The sequence below is a fragment of the Mycobacterium pseudokansasii genome, from assembly GCF_900566075.1.
Taxonomy (GTDB): Bacteria; Actinomycetota; Actinomycetes; order Mycobacteriales; family Mycobacteriaceae; genus Mycobacterium; species Mycobacterium pseudokansasii.
Window position 1 is genome coordinate 809,137 of sequence record NZ_UPHU01000001.1, and the last position, 23,041, is coordinate 832,177.

Annotated in this window: 21 protein-coding genes and 1 pseudogene; 9 read left to right on the forward strand and 13 right to left on the reverse strand. The window is 69.1% G+C overall.

The window, feature by feature from the left end; genetic code table 11:
- Position 1: 1 nt before the first annotated feature.
- On the reverse strand, positions 2–1,591 hold the full coding sequence (locus EET10_RS03740; RefSeq protein WP_122502734.1) for a DUF7937 domain-containing protein: 1,590 nt from the start codon (positions 1,589–1,591) through the stop codon (positions 2–4).
- A gap of 313 nt (positions 1,592–1,904) precedes the next feature.
- Here EET10_RS03740 and EET10_RS03745 point away from each other — a divergent pair, with 313 nt between their 5' ends.
- Genes EET10_RS03745 through EET10_RS03755 form a run of 3 tightly spaced genes read left to right on the forward strand, consistent with a single transcriptional unit; the run spans position 1,905 to position 5,167 of the window.
- Positions 1,905–3,818 carry a DUF7159 family protein gene (locus tag EET10_RS03745; RefSeq protein ID WP_122501907.1) on the forward strand — a complete coding sequence of 638 codons (1,914 nt, stop codon included), beginning with the start codon at positions 1,905–1,907 and terminating at the stop codon, positions 3,816–3,818.
- A 33-nt stretch (positions 3,819–3,851) separates the two neighbouring features.
- Positions 3,852–4,508 carry a glycosyltransferase family 2 protein gene (locus tag EET10_RS03750; protein WP_036398635.1) on the forward strand — a complete coding sequence of 219 codons (657 nt, stop codon included), beginning with the start codon at positions 3,852–3,854 and terminating at the stop codon, positions 4,506–4,508.
- The gene (locus EET10_RS03755) at positions 4,505–5,167 is read left to right on the forward strand and encodes a TIGR04282 family arsenosugar biosynthesis glycosyltransferase (RefSeq protein WP_036398633.1); all 663 of its coding nucleotides are present in this window, start codon (positions 4,505–4,507) and stop codon (positions 5,165–5,167) included. Before EET10_RS03750 ends, EET10_RS03755 begins: the two co-directional genes overlap by 4 nt.
- A gap of 3 nt (positions 5,168–5,170) precedes the next feature.
- Here EET10_RS03755 and EET10_RS03760 read toward each other — a convergent pair whose 3' ends face one another.
- The 12 genes from EET10_RS03760 to fadD8 form a co-directional block, all read right to left on the reverse strand.
- Complete coding sequence (locus EET10_RS03760) at positions 5,171–6,418, reverse strand: APC family permease (RefSeq protein WP_036398627.1); 1,248 nt, start codon at positions 6,416–6,418, stop codon at positions 5,171–5,173.
- Between the two features lie 8 nt (positions 6,419–6,426).
- A complete protein-coding gene (locus EET10_RS03765; protein WP_036398625.1) occupies positions 6,427–7,779 on the reverse strand; it encodes a hypothetical protein in 1,353 nt (450 codons plus the stop codon).
- An 11-nt stretch (positions 7,780–7,790) separates the two neighbouring features.
- Positions 7,791–8,876, reverse strand: coding sequence for an o-succinylbenzoate--CoA ligase (menE, locus tag EET10_RS03770; RefSeq protein ID WP_218028501.1), 1,086 nt, complete (start codon positions 8,874–8,876; stop codon positions 7,791–7,793).
- A 59-nt stretch (positions 8,877–8,935) separates the two neighbouring features.
- Positions 8,936–9,241 carry a DUF3349 domain-containing protein gene (locus tag EET10_RS03775; protein WP_036398621.1) on the reverse strand — a complete coding sequence of 102 codons (306 nt, stop codon included), beginning with the start codon at positions 9,239–9,241 and terminating at the stop codon, positions 8,936–8,938.
- 52 nt (positions 9,242–9,293) lie between these two features.
- Positions 9,294–9,578, reverse strand: coding sequence for a hypothetical protein (locus EET10_RS03780; RefSeq protein ID WP_036398618.1), 285 nt, complete (start codon positions 9,576–9,578; stop codon positions 9,294–9,296).
- Positions 9,575–10,822: an inorganic phosphate transporter gene (locus EET10_RS03785; protein ID WP_036398616.1), complete on the reverse strand. Its 1,248-nt coding sequence runs from the start codon at positions 10,820–10,822 to the stop codon at positions 9,575–9,577. The genes EET10_RS03780 and EET10_RS03785 overlap by 4 nt, the downstream gene beginning before the upstream one ends.
- Positions 10,823–10,919: 97 nt before the next feature.
- Complete coding sequence (locus tag EET10_RS03790) at positions 10,920–11,327, reverse strand: VOC family protein (protein WP_063466988.1); 408 nt, start codon at positions 11,325–11,327, stop codon at positions 10,920–10,922.
- Positions 11,328–11,351: 24 nt separating this feature from the next.
- Positions 11,352–11,981: a maleylpyruvate isomerase family mycothiol-dependent enzyme gene (locus EET10_RS03795; RefSeq protein ID WP_036398614.1), complete on the reverse strand. Its 630-nt coding sequence runs from the start codon at positions 11,979–11,981 to the stop codon at positions 11,352–11,354.
- A gap of 13 nt (positions 11,982–11,994) precedes the next feature.
- Positions 11,995–12,882 (reverse strand): SDR family oxidoreductase, encoded by an 888-nt coding sequence (locus EET10_RS03800; protein WP_122501908.1) that lies wholly within the window; start codon positions 12,880–12,882, stop codon positions 11,995–11,997.
- Positions 12,883–12,906: 24 nt separating this feature from the next.
- The gene (locus tag EET10_RS03805; RefSeq protein WP_036398612.1) at positions 12,907–13,809 is read right to left on the reverse strand and encodes a 1,4-dihydroxy-2-naphthoyl-CoA synthase; all 903 of its coding nucleotides are present in this window, start codon (positions 13,807–13,809) and stop codon (positions 12,907–12,909) included.
- Positions 13,810–13,827: 18 nt separating this feature from the next.
- Positions 13,828–14,283, reverse strand: a complete 456-nt coding sequence (locus EET10_RS03810) for a nitroreductase family deazaflavin-dependent oxidoreductase (RefSeq protein WP_122502736.1) — start codon at positions 14,281–14,283, stop codon at positions 13,828–13,830.
- Between the two features lie 99 nt (positions 14,284–14,382).
- The gene (gene fadD8, locus EET10_RS03815) at positions 14,383–15,984 is read right to left on the reverse strand and encodes a fatty-acid--CoA ligase FadD8 (RefSeq protein ID WP_099188001.1); all 1,602 of its coding nucleotides are present in this window, start codon (positions 15,982–15,984) and stop codon (positions 14,383–14,385) included.
- A gap of 77 nt (positions 15,985–16,061) precedes the next feature.
- On the opposite strand from fadD8, the gene EET10_RS03820 reads away from it, so the two are divergent.
- The 6 genes and pseudogenes from EET10_RS03820 to EET10_RS03845 all read left to right on the forward strand — a co-directional run bounded on the left by EET10_RS03820 (position 16,062) and on the right by EET10_RS03845 (position 22,825).
- Complete coding sequence (locus tag EET10_RS03820; RefSeq protein ID WP_036398610.1) at positions 16,062–17,666, forward strand: amidohydrolase; 1,605 nt, start codon at positions 16,062–16,064, stop codon at positions 17,664–17,666.
- 50 nt (positions 17,667–17,716) lie between these two features.
- Positions 17,717–18,633: pseudogene (locus EET10_RS03825) on the forward strand (o-succinylbenzoate synthase).
- The gene (locus EET10_RS03830; RefSeq protein WP_036398608.1) at positions 18,630–19,418 is read left to right on the forward strand and encodes an alpha/beta fold hydrolase; all 789 of its coding nucleotides are present in this window, start codon (positions 18,630–18,632) and stop codon (positions 19,416–19,418) included. The pseudogene EET10_RS03825 and the gene EET10_RS03830 overlap by 4 nt, the downstream one beginning before the upstream one ends.
- A 34-nt stretch (positions 19,419–19,452) precedes the next feature.
- Positions 19,453–21,102: a 2-succinyl-5-enolpyruvyl-6-hydroxy-3-cyclohexene-1-carboxylic-acid synthase gene (menD, locus tag EET10_RS03835; RefSeq protein WP_036398606.1), complete on the forward strand. Its 1,650-nt coding sequence runs from the start codon at positions 19,453–19,455 to the stop codon at positions 21,100–21,102.
- A complete protein-coding gene (locus EET10_RS03840) occupies positions 21,099–21,611 on the forward strand; it encodes a DUF3592 domain-containing protein (protein WP_036398604.1) in 513 nt (170 codons plus the stop codon). Before menD ends, EET10_RS03840 begins: the two co-directional genes overlap by 4 nt.
- A 62-nt stretch (positions 21,612–21,673) precedes the next feature.
- Positions 21,674–22,825: a glycosyltransferase family 4 protein gene (locus EET10_RS03845; protein ID WP_063466993.1), complete on the forward strand. Its 1,152-nt coding sequence runs from the start codon at positions 21,674–21,676 to the stop codon at positions 22,823–22,825.
- Positions 22,826–23,041 lie beyond the last annotated feature (216 nt).

Here is a 23,041-nt window from a genome sequence, read left to right on the forward strand (position 1 = left end):
GTTACTGCGAATCGCCTGGCGGACGGTAGATCTTCGGGCGCACGGGCGCGGTCGTCTCGGCTGACCGGAAGATCCGGGGGGACGGCCCCGGCCCGGACAGGACGGTGGTGGGTGCGTCATGGCCCGCGTCCGGTGCCCGGAACTGGGCCGTCTCTGCTTCCGACGGCAGCGCGGGCCGCCCGCCGGGTGGGGTCCGGCGCCGACCAGGCCGAGGGCGTCGCGAGTGCGGCCGGGGTCGCCGCGGTGGGCGCGGCCGTCGGGCGATGAGGACGGCGGCGAGAATGCCCAGTGCCAGGCCGCACAGCGTCACGTCGAAGACGCTGCTGATCTGCTGGGCCAGATTGTTGCCATAGACCGGGTTCGCCTGGGTGCCGGGCGGTGTCGCAAAGCGTGGGGCCAGGACGACGCCGAGGATGACGCGAGAAACGCTGAACGCGAACAGAAATCCGGACAGCGACGAGATCAGCCGGCCGGGCAGCGCATCGGTTGTCAGGTTGAGCCGAAGCCAGATCGCCAGCACCGCGGTGACCAGATCGAAGCCCGCCAGCGTCATGGTGTCATAGCGCGAATAGGGGTAATCCAACATCACCGCCGTGGTCAGGTCGGTCAGCCTCATCACCACCGAACCCAGGCACCACGCTGCGATGAGCAGCAAGCCGTTTCGGGCCGCTGCGCGCCAGACCGCCTTGGCTATCGGCCGGCCGCCCGGGGGTCGCACCAAGGTCAGCGGCGCGAAGATGGCAGCGCCGGCCGCCCACGCCAGGAACCCCTCGTATCCGACTCCGGCGGTCGAGGTGTTCTGCGCGATGCCGTGGAATGCGTCGATTTCGCGGCCGACCGGCAGGATCCACACGATGACTCCGGCGACCAGCGCCGAGGCTCCCAGCGCAATCGTGGACAGCCGGTAGTCTTCGGTGCCCTTCAGCATCCACCGGGACGCGACCAGGACCGCAACGAGGGCGACAACGCCATAGACCACCGCCGTGTCGATCACCACGATGTTCTGCTTGCCGAACCCGGAGGCGGCCCCAGCGGGATGCAACGCGTATCGCACCCGCCAGACAAGGTTGAAACCAGCGCTGAGGGCGGCACCGAACATCGACGCATAGCCGATGATTCGGGCGGCCAGCAACCAGTTGCGGTGCTTGTCATCGTCGGTGATCGCGCTGGTGATCGACGGTTGTGCGCTGAGCACCGCGCCGGCGGTTCCCAGCCAGCCGCCCGGCCCGACACCGCCCGGCACGTTGACGGTGCCACCGAAGCGGATCGTTTGGAACGCGTCGTAGACGACGAACGCCAACACCAGCAGCAGATACGGGGTGTTGAGGCCCAGACGCAGCCGGCCTGCCCGGCCGGGATCGGGTTTACCCAGATACGGCACCACGGCCGCCGTCAACGACAGCAGCGTCACCAGGAGCAGGACCCCGAACAAGATTCTGCCGCTGCCCGGAATCCGGAAGCCGAAATACAGATTCCATGGGAAGAACAGTGCACTGACCACCAGCACACCGGCGGCCAGGTCCCGGTTGATGTTCCACCTTTGTAGCGAGTGTCGTGGCTGACCGGGCGGGGCCGGCGGCCGCGCACCCATGATCGGGCCGGTAGGCGTGTCGTCGCTGCTCAGGCTCACGATGCCTCCCTGGGATCGAGATCGGTTGCGGCTGCCTCGGGGTCGGCGCGGCGGCGAGGGAACCCCCTGCCGGCCGCTCGGCGTTGTTGGATTGCGAACATATCCTCCATTCGGACGGCGCGGCAGGTGGCGGGGTTCCGGGTGTGACCCAGCCCTTCGGAAATCCAGTTACGCTGCGTTTGTCGCCTGAAAAGATGAATACTGCCGACCGTATCGCAGTCTAATGATGCCGGACATTGCTGGCCGTGGGGTCGCCAGCCGAAGGAGACCGTAAATGGACGTCGTGTTGGGGGTCGCGGTCGCGGGTCCGGTCGCGCGGTTGGCGCTTGTCGGGGCGGGCGCCGGCGGTTCCGCCGTGATCGACCAATCCTCGGTCGATGTGGCCGAAGAGCCCATCTCGGTGTTGACCGAGACGGTCGCCGGCACGGACCGATTGCTGGCCGACGAGGGCCACCGGCTGGTCGCCACCCGGCTGTGCTGGCCGGATCACGGCAAAGCCGACGAACTGCGGCAGGCCTTGGTCGATTCCGGGGTCCACGATGTGGAGGTGCTGTCGGAGTCGGAGGCTGCCACCGCGCTGTTGGGCGCGCAGGGCTCGGACTCGGCTGTGTTGCTGGTCGGCGATCAGACGGCGAGTTTGTCGGTCGCCGGTGGCGGTGACGCGCCGCCGACCGTGCTGGCTGCCGCGCCGGTCGAGGGTGACGCCGCGGCGACTTTCGACACGCTGATGGCGCGGCTCGACGAGCAGTCGGGCGCACCCGGTGAGGTTTTGCTGGTGGGTGCCTCTGCCGAGCAGACCTCGGTGCTGGCCGACCAGTTCCAGGCCGCTTCGACGATGCGGGTGCAGGTTGCCGACGATCCGACGTTCGCCCTGGCCCGCGGCGCGGCGTTGGTCGCCGGGGCGGCGGCGGGCGCGTCGGGTTCGACGATGGCGCAGCCGGCCGTGGCCGCAGACGCGACGACTTTTCTGCCGCCGGCCGTGGTGCCTGCGGGTGAGGCAGCAGATGCCCAGCTGGCGTACTCGGAGGCCGGCGACTATGACGACTATGCGGGCGACTATGACGATTATGACGGCGAGTACGGCGAGCACAGCGACTATGGCGACGACGAGGCGGCCGCCTCGGGCCGTCCGCGGCTCAACTCGCGGTCGTTGCTGATCAGCAATGCCGTGGTGGCATTCATGGTCATCGGATTTGCTTCGCTGGCGGTGGCGGTGGCGGTCGCCATCCGGCCGACAGCGGCGTCGCAGCCGGTCCAGGGTTACCAGAACGCGCAGCCGGGCAAGTTCATGCCGCTATTGCCGACGGAACAGCAGGCACCGGTCCCACCGCCACCTGTCGACAACCCCACCGCAGGCTTCCAGGGAGGCACCGTCCCGGCCGTCCAGGGCGTGGTTCCCCGGCAGCAAACGCCGCCCGCGACCGGCGGAGAGCCGGTTGCACCGGCCCCGGCGCCTCCCGGCATCGTGCCGGCACCCATCCCGATCCCGGTTCCGGTCATCATTCCGCCCTGGCCGGGTTGGTCACCGGGAGTGACGACGCCGCCGACGACCCCGCCCACCACGGCGCCGACGACACCGCCGACCACGCCGCCGACGACTCCGCCGACGACACCGCCGACGACTCCGCCGACGACTCCGCCGACGACGCCACCCACCACGCCACCGACCACACCGGTGACCACTCCGCCCACGACGATGGCCCCAGTGACCACGACGGTCGCTCCGACGACCGTTCCTCCGACCACGGTCGCTCCGACCACCGTCGCTCCCCAGCCGACGCAGCAGCCGACCCAGGAGCCGACGCAAGCACCAACTCAACAGGTGCCAACCCAACAGGTGCCAACCCAACAGGTGCCAACCCAACAGGTGCCAACCCAACAGGTACCAACCCAGCAGCAGACTGTGGCCCCGCAGGCGCCGCAGACAGTGGCCCCGGCTCCACAGCCGCCGCTCGGGGGTGGTGGTAGCGGTGGCAGCGGCGGTGGTAGCGGTGGCAGCGGCGGTGGCGGCGGCAGCGGCGGTGGTAGCGGTGGCAGCGGCGGTGGCGGCGGCAGCAGCGGTGGCGGCGGCAGCAGCGGCGGCGGCGGCAGCAGCGGCGGCGGCGGCAGCAGCGGTGGCGGCGGCAGCAGCAGCGGCGGTGGCGGCGGCAGCAGCGGCGGCGGCGGCGGTAGCAGCGGCGGCCACTGACCCCGGTTGCGGCGTCGCCTAAGGTCGGTGGGCATGCCTGGCGATGCGGTGACTGTGGTGCTGCCCTGTCTCGACGAGGAAGAGTCGCTGCCGGCGGTACTGGCCGCTATTCCCGCCGGCTATCGGGCGTTGGTGGTGGACAACAACAGCACCGACAACACCGCTGCGGTGGCCGTCGGGCACGGCGCTCACGTGGTTACCGAGCCGCGCCCCGGCTACGGCGCGGCAGTGCATGCCGGCGTGGTCGCCGCGACCACGCCCATCGTCGCCGTCATCGACGCCGACGGTTCAATGGATCCTGGTGACCTGCCCAGGCTGGTCGCCGAACTGGAGCGGGGCGCTGACCTGGTGACGGGCCGCCGGCGTCCGGTGCCCGGATTGCACTGGCCCTGGGTAGCGCGGGTGGGCACGGTAGTGATGAGCTGGCGGCTGCGTACCCGGCACGGGTTGCCGGTGCACGACATCGCGCCCATGCGGGTAGCTCGCCGCGAGGCGCTGCTGCATCTGGGCGTCGCCGATCGGCGGTCCGGGTATCCGCTGGAACTGTTGGTCCGCGCGGCTGCAGCCGGCTGGCGCGTGGTTGAACTCGACGTCAGCTACGGTCCCCGGACCGGCGGCAGATCCAAGGTCAGTGGTTCGTTGCGGGGCAGCATCTTCGCGATTCTGGACTTTTGGAAGGTGATCTCGTGAGCGTGCTGCCGGTCACGGTGCTGGTGGTCGCCAAGGCGCCGGAGCCCGGATTCGCCAAGACGCGGCTGGCCGCGACGGTCGGTGACCGGGTCGCCGCCGACATCGCCGCGGCAGCCCTGCTGGACACGCTCGATGCGGTCGCCGCGGCGCCGGTCGCCGCGCGGGTGGTGGCGCTCACCGGCAATCTCGATAACGCCGCCGCGGCTACCGACATCCGGCAACGGCTCGAGGCATTCACGGTGATCGCGCAGCGTGGCGACGGCTTCGCCGACCGGCTCGCCAACGCACACGCCGACGCTGCAGACGGTTATCCCGTGCTGCAAATCGGAATGGACACCCCGCAGGTGAGTGCCGGGCTTCTGACCGTGTGCGCGCAGCGGCTGCTCGAGACGCCGGCGGTGCTCGGATTGGCACTCGACGGTGGCTGGTGGGTACTGGGCGTGCACACTCCGGCCGCGGCCGAGTGTCTGCGCGGCATCCCGATGTCGCAGTCGGACACCGGTGAACTCACCCTAAAGGCATTGCGCCACGACGGTATTGAGGCAACAACGGTGGCTGCACTGGCCGATGTCGACGTCATTGACGACCTCGCGGTGGTCCGCGACGCCTGCGCCCCGGACAGCCGCTTCGCCCGGGTCACCCGCGCGGCTGGGCTGTGATTGCTAAGGGGCTCTCCGCCGCAGCACCGCCCAGCGCCCGGCGATCCCGACGGCAAACATGCCCAGTCCCGCGGCGACCGATTCCCACGGCAGTGTGACCACCAGGACCAGACAACCGATCAGCCCGCAGACGCTCAGCGCCCGCAGCCGGACGCGGCCCGCCAGGGTGTATGCGGCCGCGTTGGCGATCGCGTAGTAGATCAACACGCCAAAGGACGAGAAACCGATCGTGCCGCGCAGATCCACGGTGGCCACCAGCACGCACACCGCGACGGCAAGCGCGATCTCGGCGTGATGCGGCACCTGATAGCGCGGATGGACCGCGGCCAGCCAGTGAGGCAGGTCTCGATGACGGGCCATCGCCAGCGCGGTGCGCCCCACCCCGGCGATCAGCGCCAGCAGCGCGCCGAGGGAGGCCAGCGCGCCGCCGACGGCCACCACCGGCACCAACGACGCGGCACCGGCGGCGCGCAGCGCCTCGGCCAGCGGAGCGGAGGCACTGACCAGCCGCTGGGGGCCGGCGGCCGACAGCACCGCCACCCCCACCACCAGATAGGTGACCACCGTGATCGTCAGGGCCAGGGTTATCGCCTTCGGGATGGTACGGGCCGGGTCACGAACCTCTTCCCCCATCGTGGCAATGCGCGCATAACCTGCGAACGCGAAGAACAGCAGTCCGGCCGACTGCAGCACCCCGTAGGGCGTGACGGCGGACCAGGCGTCGATCAGATGGGCCGATCCGGGCCTGGCCGCGGCGATGCCGATCACCACGACGGCGAGCGCAATGAAGGTGCAGGCCACCAATATTCGAGCCAGCATCGCGGTCTTGGTGATGCCGCGATAGTTCAGTGCGGCCAACGCGGCCACGGCCGCGACCGCGACGGCTCGCTGCGCCCAGCCCGGCCCGGCGACGGTGTAGGAGGCGACGGTCAACGCCATCGCCGCACACGAGGCGCTCTTGCCGATCACAAACCCCCAACCGGCGACGAAGCCCCACCACGGTCCCAGGCGTTCCCGCCCGTAGATGTAGGTGCCGCCGGACACCGGATACCGCGCAGCCAGCCGGGCGGAGGCGATCGCATTGCAGTAGGCCACCGCCGCGGCGAGGGCCAGCCCGATCAGCAGCCCCACGCCCGCAGCACGGGCGGCCGGGCCAAACGCGGCGAACACCCCGGCGCCGATCATCGATCCCAGCCCGATCACCACCGCATCGGTGGTGCCGAGCCGACGCGCCAGTGCCGACTCTTCCATGCGTCCGCCTACCAGTTGGTGAAGATGATGCTGTTCAGCAGCAGGGCACCGACAGCGTTGACCGCCAGCCACAGCCGGTCGGACTGCGCCGGCAGCAGCGCCGGCGCCGCGGTCAGCCAGATGGTGAATGGCAGCCAGATCCGTTCCGTCTCCGCCTTGCTCAGCATGCTCAGGTCCGCGCAGACGATGGCGGCCAGCGCCCCCAGCAGCAGCAGGTGGAACCCGGAGCGGCGGCGGATCGCGTCGCGGTCGAACACCCGGCTGACGCCGGCGACGCTGCCCAGCCCGATCGCGCACACCACGCACGCCAGGTTGGCCCAGCTCCAGTATTGAAACGGCCGGTTATGGGCGATGCCCTGCCAATAGCGTTGCTGCACAAGCGTATAGCCCTCGAACCAGGAAAAGCCTGCAACCGCGAAGGCCGCCGCCACCGCCGCCGCGGCCAAGACGGCCGGCCCCAGCACCCACAGGGCCGCTCGCCAATCCTTGGAAGACACCAGCACCGCCACTGCGGGCAGCCCCATCAGCAGCAGGCCGTAGCTGAGGAATACACCCCAGCCCAGCAGCAGGCCCACCCCGGCGGCCGCCAGCCCGGGAAACCGCGTCCCACCGTGCACGGCAACCGCGAGCAGCGCGATACCCCACGCCGCGACGCCGGCGAAATATCCGTCGGCCGACACCGCGACCCAGATCGCCGTCGGCGCCAAGGCGACAAACGGGGCGACGCGCCGCGCGGTGTGCTCGCCGGCCAGCGCGCGGACGGTGATAACCATCGCCGCGGCGGCGCTGGAACCGACCAGCAGGCACAGCAGCCCGGCCCAGGCGCCGCCGTGCAGGCCAAGCCGGTCCAGCCACACAAACGTCAGCAGCGCACCCGGGGGATGCCCGGAGACATGCGTGGTCCAGGAATCCGGCTGGAAGTCGACGATCCGGCCGGTGAACGTCCGCACCGTCGCCGGGATATCTTTGATGCCCGACACCTCCGACAAATACTCGTCTTTGGTGGTCAAGCGGCCGGCGAAGCCCAGCCGCCAGCCGTCGATCATCGCTAGCGAGAACGCCCAGGCGCAGCTGGTGACCCAGCTGCCCAGGGTCAATAACCGCCACGAAAGACGTTGCGCCACAACCGGACCCCACGTCACGACGGCCAGCGCAATGACGATCGCGGCGGTGGTGCCCCAGCTGGAGTGGATGTCCCAATATCCGAATATCGGCGCCGCGCCGGCCCGCAAGGCGAAGCGTTCCAGGCCGATATCGCTGCGCGGTTTGACACCCAGGTTCATCCGCGGCAGCAGGAAGGCGGCTGCCACCAGGACGACCCCGACTGCGACGGCTGCCGTTTCCCGACGGGCAATTCTCACGATCGCTCAGCCTATTGATCGCCAGCGACGCGGCGCACCAACGCCGCCCGGTCGACCTTGCCGATGCCGCGGCGCGGTAGCTCGTCGACGATGTGCAGTTCCCGGGGCGCGGCGGTGACATCGAGCGTGCGCGCGACCTGTGCCCGCAATGCCTCCAATGTCGGCGCGGCGCAATCAGCGCGGACCACGATCGCGGCCACCACTCGCTGGCCCAACCGGTCATCGGCCAGCCCGAAAACCGCACAGTCAGCCACCGCGGGGTGGCTGGCCAGTGCGGTCTCCACCGGCCCCGGCAGCACGGTCAGACCGCCGGTGCTGATCGCGTCATCCACCCGCCCCAGGACCCGCAGCGCACCCGAATCATCCACCGCGCCAAGGTCATCGGTGTGGAACCAGCCCGGTTCGGCGAACGGGTCGGGATCGACCGGGTTGCGGTAGCCGTTGGCCAGCATCGCACCACCGAGGGCGATGCGGCCATCGGCCAGGATCCGCACCCGGGCCCCGTCGAGCGGCACTCCGTCGTACACGCAGCCTCCAGCGGTCTCACTCATGCCGTAGGTGCGTACCACCCTGATGCCGGCCGCCGCCGCGGCGTCCAGGACGGGCCGTGGTGCCGGGCCGCCGCCGATCAGCACGGCGTCCAGTTCGGCCAGCGCCGCGGTGGCGGCCGCGTCGGTGAGCGCCTTGGCCAGCTGGGCGGCCACTAGCGACGTGTATCGCCGCCCCGGGGCCAATCGCATTACCGCGCTTGGCAATTGGGTAACGTCGAAGCCGGCGGAAACATTCAGCTCGACGGGCTTGCGACCGGCTAGCACGCTGCGAACCAGCACCTGCAGTCCGGCGATGTGATACGGCGGCACGGCCAGCAGCCAGCTGCCCGGGCCGCCGAGACGGTGGTGGGTGGCCCAGGCGCTGGCGGCCAGAGCGGCCGCGGTCAGCAACGCGCCCTTGGGCGCACCGGTGGTTCCCGACGTCGTCACCACCAGTGCTACGTCGTCGTCGATCTCTTCCCCTACCCGCAATGCGGCCGAGGCAGACTCATCGGGTGCCGCCGTCACGACCAGCGCCGGGTCGCGGCCCTCGAGAACCCGCTGCAGGGCGGGCAGCAGTACCGAGACGGCGAAACCGGGTGGGACGCTCAGCGCCCGCAGGACGGCTATGCGTGGTCCTCGCGGGTTTCGTCGAGCGGGTCGAACGGCCAGCCGTGGGCGGCCAGCCGGGCGCGCACCCGCTCGACATCATCCGGTGACGGCAGGTCGTCGGTGAATTGGGTGATCACCACCCCGATGTCGATCTGGTCGAACTCGCCGCGCCGCATGAGTTCGCTGGCGACGGCCTGCACTTCGTCGTTGGTCAGTCGCCGGGCCAGCAGGGCGAGGACGGCAAAGGAGTCGGTCGGTGGAACTCCCTCGGGATAGCCCGCCCGCAGCCACGACACGATCGAGGTGAGAAATCGGTTCACGCTGATACAACTTCCGGTCGGCCCGTCAAACTATGTCAGGACTAATCCGACGCTACGCGCGTTTGGCTCCGAGGATGTGCCAGCCGAGGTGGTGGGCGATGAAGTCGCGGGCGATATACAGCACGCCGATGACGACCACCGCCAGCACCAGCGCGAAGATCGCCCATCCGAGCACGACCAACACCGGGCGCCGCGGCGCGGCGTGGTCCGCGATGACGCCCGCCCCGGCGGCCTGCAGCCGCACCCCGAGCGCGAACAGCGCCGGCAGCCCGGCGCCGAGCAGCATGCTGAATACCAGGATCTTCGACGTGGCCTCGTAATTGAACCAGTGATTCATGACGCGTTACCCGCCTTGAGCGCGTCGTCGGCGCCGAACTCCGGGAGGTGGCCATTGGTTTCGGGTGCCGGTGGCGAAGGCGGCTGCGCGGCGGGTTTCCCCGGCCCGTCGAGCCCGGCCGTCAGGCTGCCCTCCCAGTCGGCGTTGACGTTGGTGTGGTCCACTCGCGCTTTTCGGGACCGCCGCCAGATGCTCGCGGAGGTCAGGCACAGCAGGCCGAAGCCGACGAAGGCGCCGGGATATCCGCCGATGACGTGCACCAGCTCGTAGGTGATCGCCCCGACCAGGCCGGCCAATGGAAGCGTGATCAGCCATGCGGCCACCATCCGGGCGGCTACCCCCCAACGCACCTCGGCGCCTGGCTTGCCCACGCCGCTGCCCAGCACCGATCCGGTCGCCACCTGGGTGGTCGACAGCGCGTACCCGAAGTGTGCGGACAACAAGATCACCGCGGCCGACGACGACTCGGCCGCCATGCCCTGTGGCGGCTTGATCTCGACCAGCCCCTTGCCCAGTGTCCGGATGATGCGCCAGCCACCCAGGTAGGTGCCCCCGGCCATCGCCACCGCGCAGGACACGATGACCCACAGCGGCGGCATCGTCGCGGCCCTGCTGACCGCGCCGTAGGACATCAGGGCCAGAAAGATGACGCCCATTGTCTTCTGGGCGTCATTGGTGCCGTGCGCCAACGAAACCAGCGACGCCGAGCCGATCTGACCGTGCCGGAACCCGGCTTCGGTTCGCTTGCCCGGGAGGCCACGGATGACCCGGTATACCAGCCAGGTGCCGACCGCCCCGACCAGCGTGGCCAGTAACGCGGCCACCACGGCCGGCACGAGCACCTTGGACACCACACCGCTCCAGATGACGCCGTGACCGCCCACGGCGGCAATAGTGGCTCCGACGATGCCGCCGATCAAGGCGTGCGACGAACTCGACGGGATGCCCAGCAACCAGGTCAGCAGGTTCCACACGATGCCGCCGACCAGGCCGGCGAACACCAACTCCAGTGTCACCAGGTTGGCGTCGATGAGACCTTTGGCGATGGTGGCGGCGACAGCGGTGGACAGGAACGCGCCCACCAGGTTCAGCACCGCCGACAGAATGACCGCTGTTTTTGGCGCCAATGCGCCGCTGGCGATGGAGGTGGCCATGGCGTTGCCGGTGTCGTGGAAACCGTTGGTGAAATCGAAGGCCAACGCGGTGATTACGACGATCACCAATAGGAAGAAGTCGAGGCTCACGGCACCTGATTCTGGTGGTTGGGCTGATCCGCTGTCGAATAACTGAGTACCCGAAACCCAGGTGTATTGCGACTCGTCGCCAGATATTACTTTGCCGTTAACCCGCCGTTCCGCCGCGTTCACCTCGGGTGTCTCTGCGCAGCGGGTGGCCTTGGGGGACCTCGACGAAGATCAGTGTGATGCCGTCCGGGTCGATCACGTGCATCTCGTAGAGGCCCCAGGGTTCGCGCCGCGGCTCGCGGGCGATCGGCACCCCCCGGTCGGCCAGCTCGGCCTGCGTCGCGTCCAGGTCGCGCACCTGCAGCCACAGCGCCCCGGGAAACGGGCCGCGGGAGTGGTCGGGCTCGCCGTAGCCGGCCAGCTCGAGCAGCGACTGGCCAGCGAAAAGCACTGTCCCCGAAGGATATTCGCGGGCTATGGCCAGCCCCAGCTGGTCGCGGTAGAAGCTCAGCGACTTCTGATAGTCGGCCGGCCGCAGCAGCATCCGACTGGCCAGGATTTCCATGGTGTCGTGTCTATCACGTCGTCGTCAGTTGGGGCCGCATCGGCTCCGCAGGGTAGGCACGCCGGGGCCGGTGAGCTCGTCGCAACCGGCGACCCGGCCCGTCGTGGCGAGCAGCAGTGACAGCAGCGGACCCTCGACCTTGTCGCCTCGGCCGTGCTGCCAGTCGTGGTCGGTGGCCCGCAACGCCAGCCCGGATATGCGGCTCTTGGAGCCGATGAGCATGTTTGAGCCCTTGTAGAAGTCGATCACCTGTGCAACCGCGTCGGGCGGATAGGCGTGCGAGATGCCCAGCGGACGACGGATGTCCTCGCCGTGCACGACGACCTCACCGAGCCACGACGTCTTCGGCCCGGGCGGGGCGGAGGTGGAATGCTGCAAGCGGCGGAACTCCTCTAGGGTGGCGGCCGCATCGGGGCCGCGGCGCTTGGCTATCTGGCCCTCGGCGAAGTTGTCGAAGTTGAACCCCGCTCTGGCCAACGCCAGCATGAAGCTGGCCGGGTTCAGTGCTGCCGTCGCCGACAGGTGCGCGACGACGTCGCGCACCGTCCATCCGGTGCACAGCGACGGGGTGTCCCACTGCGGGGGTGTCAGGGTGGCGAGGTCGTCGGCGAGCGCGCCGCGCTCGGCCGCAATGGTGGTCCAGATGTCGGCCATGAAAACTCCCGGGTTAGTTGCCGTCGAGCTGGTTGTCGCGTTGCTGCATAAGGGCATTGACCCAGCGGGGGCCGATGGTGTTCAGTGCCTTGGCTGCCAGGGCGATCCGCGGCGCGATCCGCACCGGCCGGGTGCGCGCGGCGGTCACCATCCACTCGGCCGCCTCCCGTGGCGTCAAGGCGGGCATTCCCTCGTAGGCCTTCGTCGGTGCGATCATCGGAGTCGACACCAAAGGGTAGTAGAGCGTCGTGGAATGCACCCCGTTGCGCCCCCACTCGGTTTCGATGGTTCGGCTCACCGCCGACAGCGCGGCCTTCGACGCGTTGTACACCGAGAACAGCGGTGCCGCTTCCGACAACACGCCCCACGTCGCGACATTGATGATGTGGCCGTCGCCGCGCTCGCGCATCCCCGGCGCCAGTCCGCGGATCAGCCGCAACGGGGCGTAGTAGTTCAGCGCGATCGTCCGTTCGACGTCGTGCCAGCGTTGCAGCGATTCGTCCAGCGGACGACGGATGGACCGCGCGGCGTTGTTGATCAGGATGTCGACGCCGCCGATGCGCCGTTGCACGTCGGTCACCAGGGCGTCGACGGCCTCCATGTCGGAAAGGTCGCAGGGCATCGACAGCGCCACTCCATCGGACGTCGTGATGCGGTCTGCCACGGCGTCCAACAAATCCTTGCGGCGGGCGACGACGGCAACGGTGGCGCCGCGGCGGGCGAACAACTCGGCCGCTGCCTCGCCGATGCCGGAGGAGGCGCCGGTGATCAGGATGCGCTTCCCGGCCAGGTTTACCGGTTTGATCATGGGCCGGTTGACCAGCACTTGCGGTGACGCCGGCGGCCGCATGGTGGCCAGCGAGATCTGCTCGGCCAACCGGCGCAGCGGACTCTTGCTCACAGGTGGGCAGTCTAGGGGGCGGCCCTAGAAGTACCGCGGGAACCGGCTCCAGTCCGGCGGGCGCTTCTGCAGGAACGCGTCGCGGCCCTCGACGGCCTCGTCGGTCATGTACGCCAATCGGGTGGCCTCACCGGCAAACAGCTGCTGACCCACCAGACCGTCGTCGAGCAGATTGAACGCGAACTTCAGCATCCGTTGCGCCTGAGGCGATTTCGCGTTGATCTCCGCCGCCCACTGCAGACCGGCCGTCTCCAGCCCGGCGTGGTCCACCACCTCGTTGACCGCGCCCATGCGGTGCATCTGCTCGGCGGTGTACGGCCGGCCCAGGAAGAAGATCTCGCGGGCGAATTTCTGGCCGACCTGACGGGCGAGATACGCGCTGCCGTAGCCGCCGTCGAAGCTCCCGACGTCGGCGTCGGTCTGTTTGAATCGGGCGTGTTCGCGGCTGGCCAGGGTCAGGTCGCACACGACGTGCAGGCTGTGCCCGCCGCCGGCGGCCCACCCGTTGACCAGGCAGATGACCACCTTGGGCATGAACCGGATCAGCCGTTGCACCTCGAGGATGTGCAATCGCCCGGCGCGGGCTACGTCGACGGTGTCCGCGGTCTCGCCGGAGGCGTACTGGTAACCGCTACGCCCGCGGATGCGTTGGTCACCGCCGGAGCAGAACGCCCAGCCGCCGTCTTTGGGGGAGGGCCCGTTGCCGGTCAACAGGACCACGCCCACGCCGGGTGACATCCGCGCGTGGTCCAGCGCCCGGTAGAGCTCGTCGACGGTGTGCGGCCGGAAGGCGTTGCGCACCTCGGGACGGTTGAACGCCACCCGGACCGTGGCGTCGCTGACGTGGCGGTGGTAGGTGATGTCGGTCAGGTCGCCGAATCCGTCGACCGGCCGCCACACGTTAGGGTCAAAGGGGTTGTCGCTCAAATCTTGTGGACTCCGTTCTCACGCGGGCTCGAACCGGAAGACGACGAAGCGCCCGGCCATTGCCTCGAGTTCGTCGGGGCTGCCCTTGGTGATCAGGCCGCATCGCTTCATCACCCGCACGCCCGTGGGCACGTGGGCCGGAAAGGCGCGCAGGATCGGACGGGCCTGCGCGGGCGGCAGCTCCACCAGCCGCAGGCGTTCGGACCTGCGGCCCCGGGTCAGGGTGACTTCGCCTGCGGCACGGACGTTTTCGACCCAGTCGGCGCCCGGGAAGCCGGCCACGACATACCTGGCTCCGTCGACAACCATCGGTGTGACGGGCGTCGATCGCGGAATGCCGGACTTGCGGCCGGGCACCGTCAACACGGCCGGATCTTCCGCGCCAGCAGCCAGTCCCAGTCGCGACACGGTCATCATGACCCTGTTGGTCGCCTTCAGCCACCACGGCGGCTTGACCCGGTCACCGTCAGTCATGGCTGCCACAGTAGTCACCACCCCCGAGCGTGACGCCACAGTCACGCCCGGCCGCGAACGCGCCTGCAGCGTCACGCTGGGCGCCGCACCAGCCCAGCATCAGCCGACGGCGCGGCCCGCACCCTCCCAGAACCGCGCCCGCACCGCCTTCTTGTCCGGCTTGCCCAGCCCGGTCAACGGCAGCGAGTCGACAACCACCACCCGCTTGGGCGACTGCACCGAACCCTTGCGTTCCTTGACGGCGGTCTGGATTTCGGCGGTCATCGCCTCGATGGCCGCCTCGTCGCGGGGGGCGTCGGCCCGCAGTACCACCACCGCGGTGACGGCCTCGCCCCACTTCTCGTCGGGCGTACCGACCACACACACCTGGGCAACGCAAGCATGCTCGGCGACCACGTCTTCGACCTCGCGGGGGAACACGTTGAATCCGCCGGTGACGATCATGTCCTTGACCCGGTCGACGATGTAGTAGAACCCGTCCTCGTCTTCGCGGGCCATGTCGCCGGTGTGCAGCCAGCCGTCCCGGAATGTCTCGGCCGTCGCGTCAGGCAGATTCCAGTAACCACCGGCCAACAGCGGTCCGCTGACACAGATTTCGCCCGGCTCGCCCTGCGGCACCGGCGTGCCGTTCTCGCCGAGCAGCGCCACCCGCGCGAACAGGGTCGGGCGCCCGCACGAGGTCAGCCGCTTCTCGTCGTGGTCACCCTTGGCCAGGTAGGTGATCACCATCGGGGCCTCGGATTGGCCGTAGTACTGGGCGAAGATCGGGCCGAACCGCGCGATCGCCTCGGCCAGCCGCACCGGGTTGATCGCCGAGGCGCCGTAATAGACGGTCTGCAGCGACGACAGGTCGCGGGTGTGCGAGTCCGGGTGGTCCAGCAGCGCGTAGAGCATCGACGGCACCAGCATCGTAGCTGTAATGCGTTGCTCCTCAATGACTTTCAGCACTTCGGCGGGGTCGAACTTGGCCAGCACCACCATTTCGCCGCCCTTGATCACGGTCGGCGTGAAAAACGCCGCGCCGGCGTGCGATAACGGCGTGCACATCAGAAACCGCGGGTTTTCCGGCCATTCCCATTCGGCGAGCTGAATCGATGTCATGGTGACAATCGACTGCGCGGTCCCCATCACGCCCTTGGGCTTTCCGGTGGTGCCCCCGGTGTAGGTCAGCCCGATGACCTGGTCCGGCGGCAGGTCGGCGGGCACCAGCGGCCGCGGCTGGTATTTGGCCGCCTCTGCGGACAAGTCGACAGCCACCTCTTTCAAGGCGTCCGGCACCGGCCCGATGGTCAGAATCTGCTTCAGCGAATCCACCTTTTCCAGCAGCCCCAGCGCGCGCTCGACGAACATCGGGTTGGGGTCGATGATCAGCGAGCTGATCCCGGCGTCGGAGAGCACGTAGGCGTGGTCGTCCAGCGACCCCAGCGGGTGCAGCGCGGTGCGCCGGTAGCCGCGGGTCTGCCCGGCGCCGATGATCATCAGCACTTCCGGACGGTTGAGCGACAGCAGGCCGACGGCGACGCCGGTACCGGCACCCAGCGCCTCGAAGGCCTGGATGTACTGGCTGATCCGGTCGGCCAGCTGGCCGCCGGTCAGGGTGGTGTCGCCCAGGAACAGCACCGGCTTGTTCGTGTGGCGCTTGAGTGCGCCCACCAGCAGATGGCCGTTATGGACCGGGTTGCGCAACGACTCGTCACTCATGTGGCAAGACTAGAACGTGTTGCAATTCGGGCTTACCGCACCCTCGCGGGCCGCAGTTATCACTAGGATCGCCGCTCATGGGCCATGCAGATCTCGTCATTATCGGAACCGTGCTCACCGTCGACGAGTCCCGCCCCACCGCCGAAGCGCTCGCTGTGACCGACGGCCGGATCGTCACCGTCGGAAACCGGTCCGACGTCAACGACCTCATCGGCGCCGACACCCGGACCATCGACCTGGGTTCGGGCTGTGTCATGCCGGGTTTCGTTGAGGCCCATGGCCATCCGCTGATGGAAGCGGTCGCGCTGTCAGACCGGTTCGTCGACATCCGTCCGGTCACCATCGGCAGGGCCGACGCCGTCGTCGAGGCGATCCGCGGCGAAGTCGCCCGACGCGGAGCCGAGGGCGCCTACTTCAACGGCTGGGACCCGCTGCTGCAGTCGGGTCTTCCGAAACCCACGCTGGCCTGGCTCGACGAGACGGCGCCCGAGGGGCCGTTGGTGATCATCCACAACTCCGGCCACAAGGCCTTCTTCAACTCGCACGCGGCCCGGATCAACGGCCTGACCCGCGACACTCCCGATCCCAAGGGCTCCAGCTACGGCCGCGACGCCGACGGGGAACTCGACGGCACCGCCGTGGAAATCGGGGCGGTGTTCTCCCTGCTGGGCGATGCGATCAAACCCGACGACTACCCGGCGATGCTGCGGGCCGAATGTGTCCGGCTCAACCGTGCAGGCCTGACCATGTGCTCGGAAATGGCCTTCGATCCGGCTTACGGGCCACTGGTCGAGCAGGTCCGCGACGATCTGACGGTGCGGTTACGCACCTACGAGATGTCCACTGCGCGGATGTCCACCGACGCCACGCCCGGCCAGGGCGACGACATCCTGCGTCAGGTGGGAATCAAGATCTGGGTGGACGGTTCCCCGTATGTCGGCAACATTGACCTGTCTTTTCCCTACCTGGACACCGCAGCCACCCGGACCATCGGTGTGCCACCCGGCTCGTGTGGCTGCGCCAACTACACCCGCGAGCAGCTCACCGAAATCGTGCACGCCTACTTCCCCAAGGGCTGGCAGATGGCCTGTCACGTGCAGGGCGACGCCGGTGTCGACACCATCCTCGATGTCTACGAAGACGTGCTGCGCGCGCACCCGCGCGAGGATCACCGGCTGCGACTCGAGCACGTCGGCGCCATCCGGCCCGACCAACTGCAGCGGGCGGCCGAACTCGGCGTCACCTGCAGCATCTTCGTCGACCAGATCCACTACTGGGGTGACGTCGTGGTCGACGGCCTGTTCGGGCCGGAACGCGGATCCCGCTGGATGCCGGCCGGGTCCGCGGTGGCCACCGGCATGCGGATCTCATTGCACAACGATCCGCCGGTGACCCCGGAAGAACCGCTGCGCAACATCAGCGTGGCTGTGACAAGAGTGGCGCCCAGCGGTCGGGTGCTGGGCCCCCAGGAGTGTTTGACGGTCGAGCAGGCGATCCGTGCGCAGACCCTCGATCCCGCCTGGCAGATGTTCGCCGACGACGTCGTCGGCTCGCTCGAGGTGGGCAAGTACGCGGACATGGTGGTGCTGTCGGCGGATCCGCGGACGGTTCCGCCCGAGGAGATCGCCGATCTCGAGGTGCGGGCGACATTTCTGGCGGGCCGGCAGGTCTATCGGCAGTGACGCCCGCGCTGGCGGACTTGCTGGACCGCGTACACGTCGTGGCTCTGCCCATGCGGGTGCGCTTTCGCGGCCTCACCACCCGTGAGGTGGCGTTGATCGACGGCCCTGCCGGCTGGGGCGAATTCGGAGCATTCCTGGAATACCAGCCGCCGGAAGCCGCCGCCTGGCTGGCCTCGGCCCTAGAGGCCGCTTATCGTGAGCCGCCGCCGGTGCGACGCGACCGTATCCCCATCAACGCCACCGTGCCCGCCGTCGCCGCCGCCGAGGTGCCGGAGGTGCTGGCCCGGTTCCCCGGCGCCCGCACCGCCAAGGTGAAGGTCGCCGAGCCGGGACAGAGCCTGGCCGACGACGTCGAGCGGGTCAACGCGGTACGGCGGCTGGTCCCGACGGTGCGGGTGGACGCCAACGGCGGCTGGAGCGTCGCCCGGGCCGTGGCGGCCGCTGCCGCCCTGACGGCCGACGGCCCGCTGGAATACCTCGAACAGCCCTGCGCGACCGTCGCCGAACTTGCCGAGCTGCGCCGGCGGATCGATGTGCCCATTGCCGCCGACGAATCCATCCGCAAGGCCGACGACCCGCTGGCCGTCGTCCGCGCCGGGGCCGCCGATGTCGCCGTGCTGAAAGTTGCTCCACTGGGCGGAGTTTCGGCATTGCTGGACATCGCCGCGCAGATCGACATCCCGGTGGTGATCTCCAGCGCGCTGGATTCGGCCGTGGGCATAAGCCATGGCCTCACCGCCGCCGCGGCCCTGCCCGAGCTCGATCACGCCTGCGGGCTGGGCACCGGGGGACTGTTCGTCGAGGATGTCACCGATCCGGTCATGCCCGTCGACGGCACTGTGGCTGTCGGGCCGGTCACGCCCGACCCGGCGCGGCTGCACGCCCTGGCCGCGCCGCCTGACCGGCGGCAATGGTGGATCGATCGGATCAAGGCCTGCTACCCGCTGCTGTACCGTCGTTCGGGTGATCAACCTGGCTTACGACGACAAAGGGACCGGTGACCCGGTCCTTTTTATCGCCGGTCGCGGCGGTGCCGGACGCACCTGGCATCCTCACCAAGTCCCGGCGTTCCTGGCCGCCGGATATCGCTGCATCACGTTTGACAATCGCGGGGTCGGCGCCACCGAAAACGCCGAGGGCTTCACCACGCAGACCATGGTCAACGACACCGCGGCGCTGATCGAATCCCTGGGTATCGCCCCGGTGCGCATCGTCGGGGTATCCATGGGCGCTTATATCGCCCAGGAGCTGATGGTGGTGCGGCCCGAACTGGTCAGCGCCGCGGTATTGATGGCCACCCGCGGCCGGCTGGACCGCGCCCGGCAGTTCTTCCGCGCCGCCGAGGCCGAGCTGTATGACTCCGGCACCCAGTTGCCGCTCGCATACGATGCGAGAGCTCGCCTGCTGGAGAGCTTTTCGCGCAAGACGCTCAACGACGACACGGCCGTGGCCGATTGGATCGCGATGTTCTCCATGTGGCCGGTCAAGCAGACACCGGGACTTCGGTGTCAATTGGACTGCTCGCCGCAGACCAACCGGCTGCCCGCCTACCGCAATATTGCCGCGCCAGTGCTGGTGATCGGCTTCGCCGATGACATCGTGACCCCGCCGCACTTGGGACGAGAGGTCGCTGACGCCCTGCCCAACGGTCGCTACCTGCAGATACCCGATGCCGGCCACCTCGGCTTCTTCGAGCGGCCGGAGCCCGTCAACGCCGCGGTGCTGCGGTTTTTCGCCAGCGTCAAGGCCTGAACGCCTTGACCGCGGGTTGTGACACCCTGTACTGGTGAACCCCTCGACGACACAGGCCCGCGTCGTCGTTGACGAGCTGATTCGCGGCGGCGTCCGCGACGTGGTTCTTTGTCCGGGTTCACGAAACGCGCCGCTGGCATTCGCGCTGCAGGACGCCGACCGGGCCGGCCGGGTTCGGCTGCATGTGCGCATCGACGAACGCACCGCCGGTTATCTGGCGATTGGGCTGGCGGTCGCGGCGGGCGCACCGGTATGTGTCGCGATGACGTCGGGCACCGCCGTCGCCAACCTCGGCCCGGCCGTGGTCGAGGCCAACTATGCCCGGGTGCCGCTGATCGTGCTCTCGGCCAACCGGCCCTACGAACTGCTGGGCACCGGCGCCAACCAGACCATGGAGCAACTCGGCTACTTCGGCACCCAGGTCCGCGCGACTATCAGCCTGGGTCTGGCCGAGGATGCGCCCGAGCGCCTGCCCGCCCTCAACGCGACGTGGCGATCGGCAACCTGCCGAGTATTGGTGGCGGCCAAGGGTTCTCGTACCGCCAACGCCGGACCGGTGCATTTCGACATCCCGTTGCGCGAACCGCTGGTTCCCGACCCGGAGCCCCACGGCGCCGCCGTGCCCCCGGGCCGGCCGGACGGCAAACCGTGGACCTACACACCGCCGGTCACCTTCGACCAGCCGCTGGACATCGACGTGTCGGCAGACACCGTCGTCATCGCCGGACACGGCGCCGGGGTGAACCGCAATCTGGCGGAGCTGCCGACCGTCGCGGAGCCGACCGCGCCGTACGCACCCAACCCGTTGCATCCGCTCACCCTGCCGCTGCTGCGTCCCCAACAGGTGATCATGCTGGGCCGCCCGACGCTGCATCGCCCGGTGTCGGCCCTGCTGGCCAACCCGGCAGTGCCGGTCTACGCGCTGACGACCGGGCCGCGCTGGCCGGACGTCTCGGGCAACTCACAGGCCACCGGCACCAGGGCGGTCCTGTGCGGCACGCCCAACCCGAAGTGGCTGCAGCGCTGTGCGGACCTGAATCGCCACGCGCTCGCCGCGGTGCGCGAGCAGCTGGCGGCCCACCCGCTGACCACCGGTCTGCACGTCGCCGCGGCGGTGGCTGACACGTTGCGGCCCGGCGACCAGCTGGTCCTCGGGGCGTCCAACCCGGTGCGCGACGCGGCCCTGGTCGGGCTGAACACCCGGGGCATCCAGGTCCGGTCCAACCGCGGCGTCGCCGGTATCGACGGCACCGTCTCCACGGCCATCGGCGCGGCTTTAGCTTATGAGCGGGCTTATGAGACGGCGCACCAAGGTCGCACCATCGCCCTGATCGGAGACCTGACCTTCGTCCACGACAGCTCCGGGCTGCTGATCGGTCCCACCGAGCCGACGCCGCAGCGCCTGACGATCGTGGTGTCCAACGACAACGGCGGCGGCATTTTCGAACTGCTCGAGCAGGGTGACCCGCGGTTCTCCGACGTGTCGTCGCGGATCTTCGGCACCCCACACGACGTCGACGTGGGCGCGCTGTGTCGCGCCTACCACGTGGAAAGCCGCCAGATCGAGGTCCAGCAGCTGCGGGCCGCGTTGGACGAACCCAACCCCGGACTGCGGGTGCTCGAGGTCAAAGCGGACCGGTCGTCGCTGCGGCAATTGCACGCCGCTATCAAGGCGGCCCTGTGATTTCGCCAAAGCTGTTGCTGCGCATCCTGATCCATGGCACCAGCGAAGAACTGCCGGACACCTGGCCGCGACGGGTGGTGCGGTGGGTCCGCATCACCGTCCTGATCATCACCGCCTTGGTCACCTTGCAGTCGGTGCTGCTGGTGGCCGGCGCCTGGCGTAACGACCTGGCCATCGAACGCAACATGGGCGTCGCGCAGGCCGAGGTGCTCAGTGCCGGCCCGCGCCGTTCCACCATCGAGTTCGTCACACCCGAGCGGATCACCTATCGCCCCGAGCTCGGCGTGCTGTATCCCTCCGAGCTGGCTACCGGTATGCGGATCTACGTCGAATACAACAAGAAAGATCCCAATCTGGTCCGGGTGCAGCACCGCAACGCGAGCCTGGCGATCATCCCGGCAGGGTCTATCGCGGTCGTGGCCTGGCTGGCCGCGGCGGTCGCGCTGATCGGTCTGGCCCTGCTGGACCGGCGGCTGGACAAGCACCTGAACAGCCCGCCGTGCGGCTAGTTTTCGCGCCGCGTATGCCCGTGCGAAACCTTGCCGACAATCAGGCCTGACACCGTAGCCGGGTGCGCGTTGCGATCGTCGCCGAGTCGTTCCTGCCCAACGTCAACGGCGTCAGCAACTCGGTGCTCCACATACTCGAGCATCTGCGCCGCACCGGTCATGAGGCCCTCGTCATTGCCCCGGACAACCCGCCCGGCGAGCCGCGCGCCGACCGGCTGCATGACGGTCTCCGGGTCCACCGGGTGCCGGCCCGGATGTTCCCCAAGGTGACCACGCTGCCACTGGGTGTGCCGACCCCGCGGATCCTTCGGGTGCTGCGCGGCTTCGACCCCGACGTGGTGCATCTGGCGTCACCGGCGCTGCTCGGCTACGGCGGGCTGCGCGCGGCCCGCCGTCTCGGCGCCCCGACGGTCGCGGTGTTCCAGACCGACGTACCGGGGTTCGCCGCCAGCTACGGCATTCCGCTGGCGTCACGGGCCGCGTGGGTCTGGTTTCGCCACCTGCACAGCCTCGCCGACCGTACCCTCGCGCCGTCCACGGCAACCATGGAAGACCTTGCCGTCCAAGGTATCCCGCGAGTCCACCGATGGGCGCGCGGAGTCGACCTGCTGCGGTTCGTGCCGTCCGCCCGCGACGCGGCGCTGCGCCGGCACTGGTCGCCCGACGGTAGGCCGATTGTCGGTTTTGTCGGCCGTCTGGCCCCGGAGAAGCATGTCGAGCGGCTCGCGTCGCTGAGCGCCTCCGGCGCGGTGCGGCTGGTCATCGTAGGCGCCGGAGTCGACCGTCGCAAACTCGAATCGGCAATGCCCACAGCACTTTTCACCGGAGCTCTGCACGGTGACGAGCTCGCGAGGGCATATGCCAGCATGGACGTCTTCGTGCATCCCGGCGAACACGAGACGTTCTGTCAGGTCGTGCAGGAAGCGCTGGCGTCGGGGCTGCCGGTTATCGCCCCCGACGCCGGCGGCCCCCGCGACCTGGTTGTCCCCTACCGCACCGGATTGCTGCTGCCGGTCGCCGAGTTCGAGGCCCGGTTGCCGGCTGCCGTCGCGCACCTGGTGTCCGAACGCAGCCGCTACGCACCGGCGGCGCGGCGCAGTGTGCTGGGCCGGGGCTGGCCGGCGATCTGCGACGAGCTGCTGGGCCACTACGCGGCGGTGCTCTCGCCGGCTGCGCGGGCGCGCGATTCGGTGTGGCGAACGCGTCGTGCCTAAGCCTAAGGCACGTTTCAGGTTTCGATGCTCGGAGTCTTTCTCGTCGTGGGTGCTCATGGATGCGGGTTCGTGGCGGGTCCAATTCCGGGTCGCGGTATTGGGCGCCTAAGTTGCTTAATGTGCCGATGCACATCCCGGCATGGCGATAGCATCGGCGTGTTCGGGCCCCTAGCGGCTGATGCTGCGGTTGGTGGGCTGGCGAGGAGGATCGGCGTG

Coding starts and splice junctions, on each gene's coding strand:
- EET10_RS03745 (WP_122501907.1), top strand. CDS start 1,905: ATGGACGTCGTGTTGGGGGTCGCGGTCGCGGGTCCGGTCGCGCGGTTG.
- EET10_RS03795 (WP_036398614.1), bottom strand. CDS start 11,981: ATGGCCGACATCTGGACCACCATTGCGGCCGAGCGCGGCGCGCTCGCC.
- EET10_RS03780 (WP_036398618.1), bottom strand. CDS start 9,578: ATGAATCACTGGTTCAATTACGAGGCCACGTCGAAGATCCTGGTATTC.
- EET10_RS03790 (WP_063466988.1), bottom strand. CDS start 11,327: ATGGAAATCCTGGCCAGTCGGATGCTGCTGCGGCCGGCCGACTATCAG.
- EET10_RS03810 (WP_122502736.1), bottom strand. CDS start 14,283: ATGACTGACGGTGACCGGGTCAAGCCGCCGTGGTGGCTGAAGGCGACC.
- EET10_RS03820 (WP_036398610.1), top strand. CDS start 16,062: ATGGGCCATGCAGATCTCGTCATTATCGGAACCGTGCTCACCGTCGAC.
- EET10_RS03760 (WP_036398627.1), bottom strand. CDS start 6,418: ATGGAAGAGTCGGCACTGGCGCGTCGGCTCGGCACCACCGATGCGGTG.
- EET10_RS03750 (WP_036398635.1), top strand. CDS start 3,852: ATGCCTGGCGATGCGGTGACTGTGGTGCTGCCCTGTCTCGACGAGGAA.
- EET10_RS03740 (WP_122502734.1), bottom strand. CDS start 1,591: ATGGGTGCGCGGCCGCCGGCCCCGCCCGGTCAGCCACGACACTCGCTA.
- fadD8 (WP_099188001.1), bottom strand. CDS start 15,984: ATGAGTGACGAGTCGTTGCGCAACCCGGTCCATAACGGCCATCTGCTG.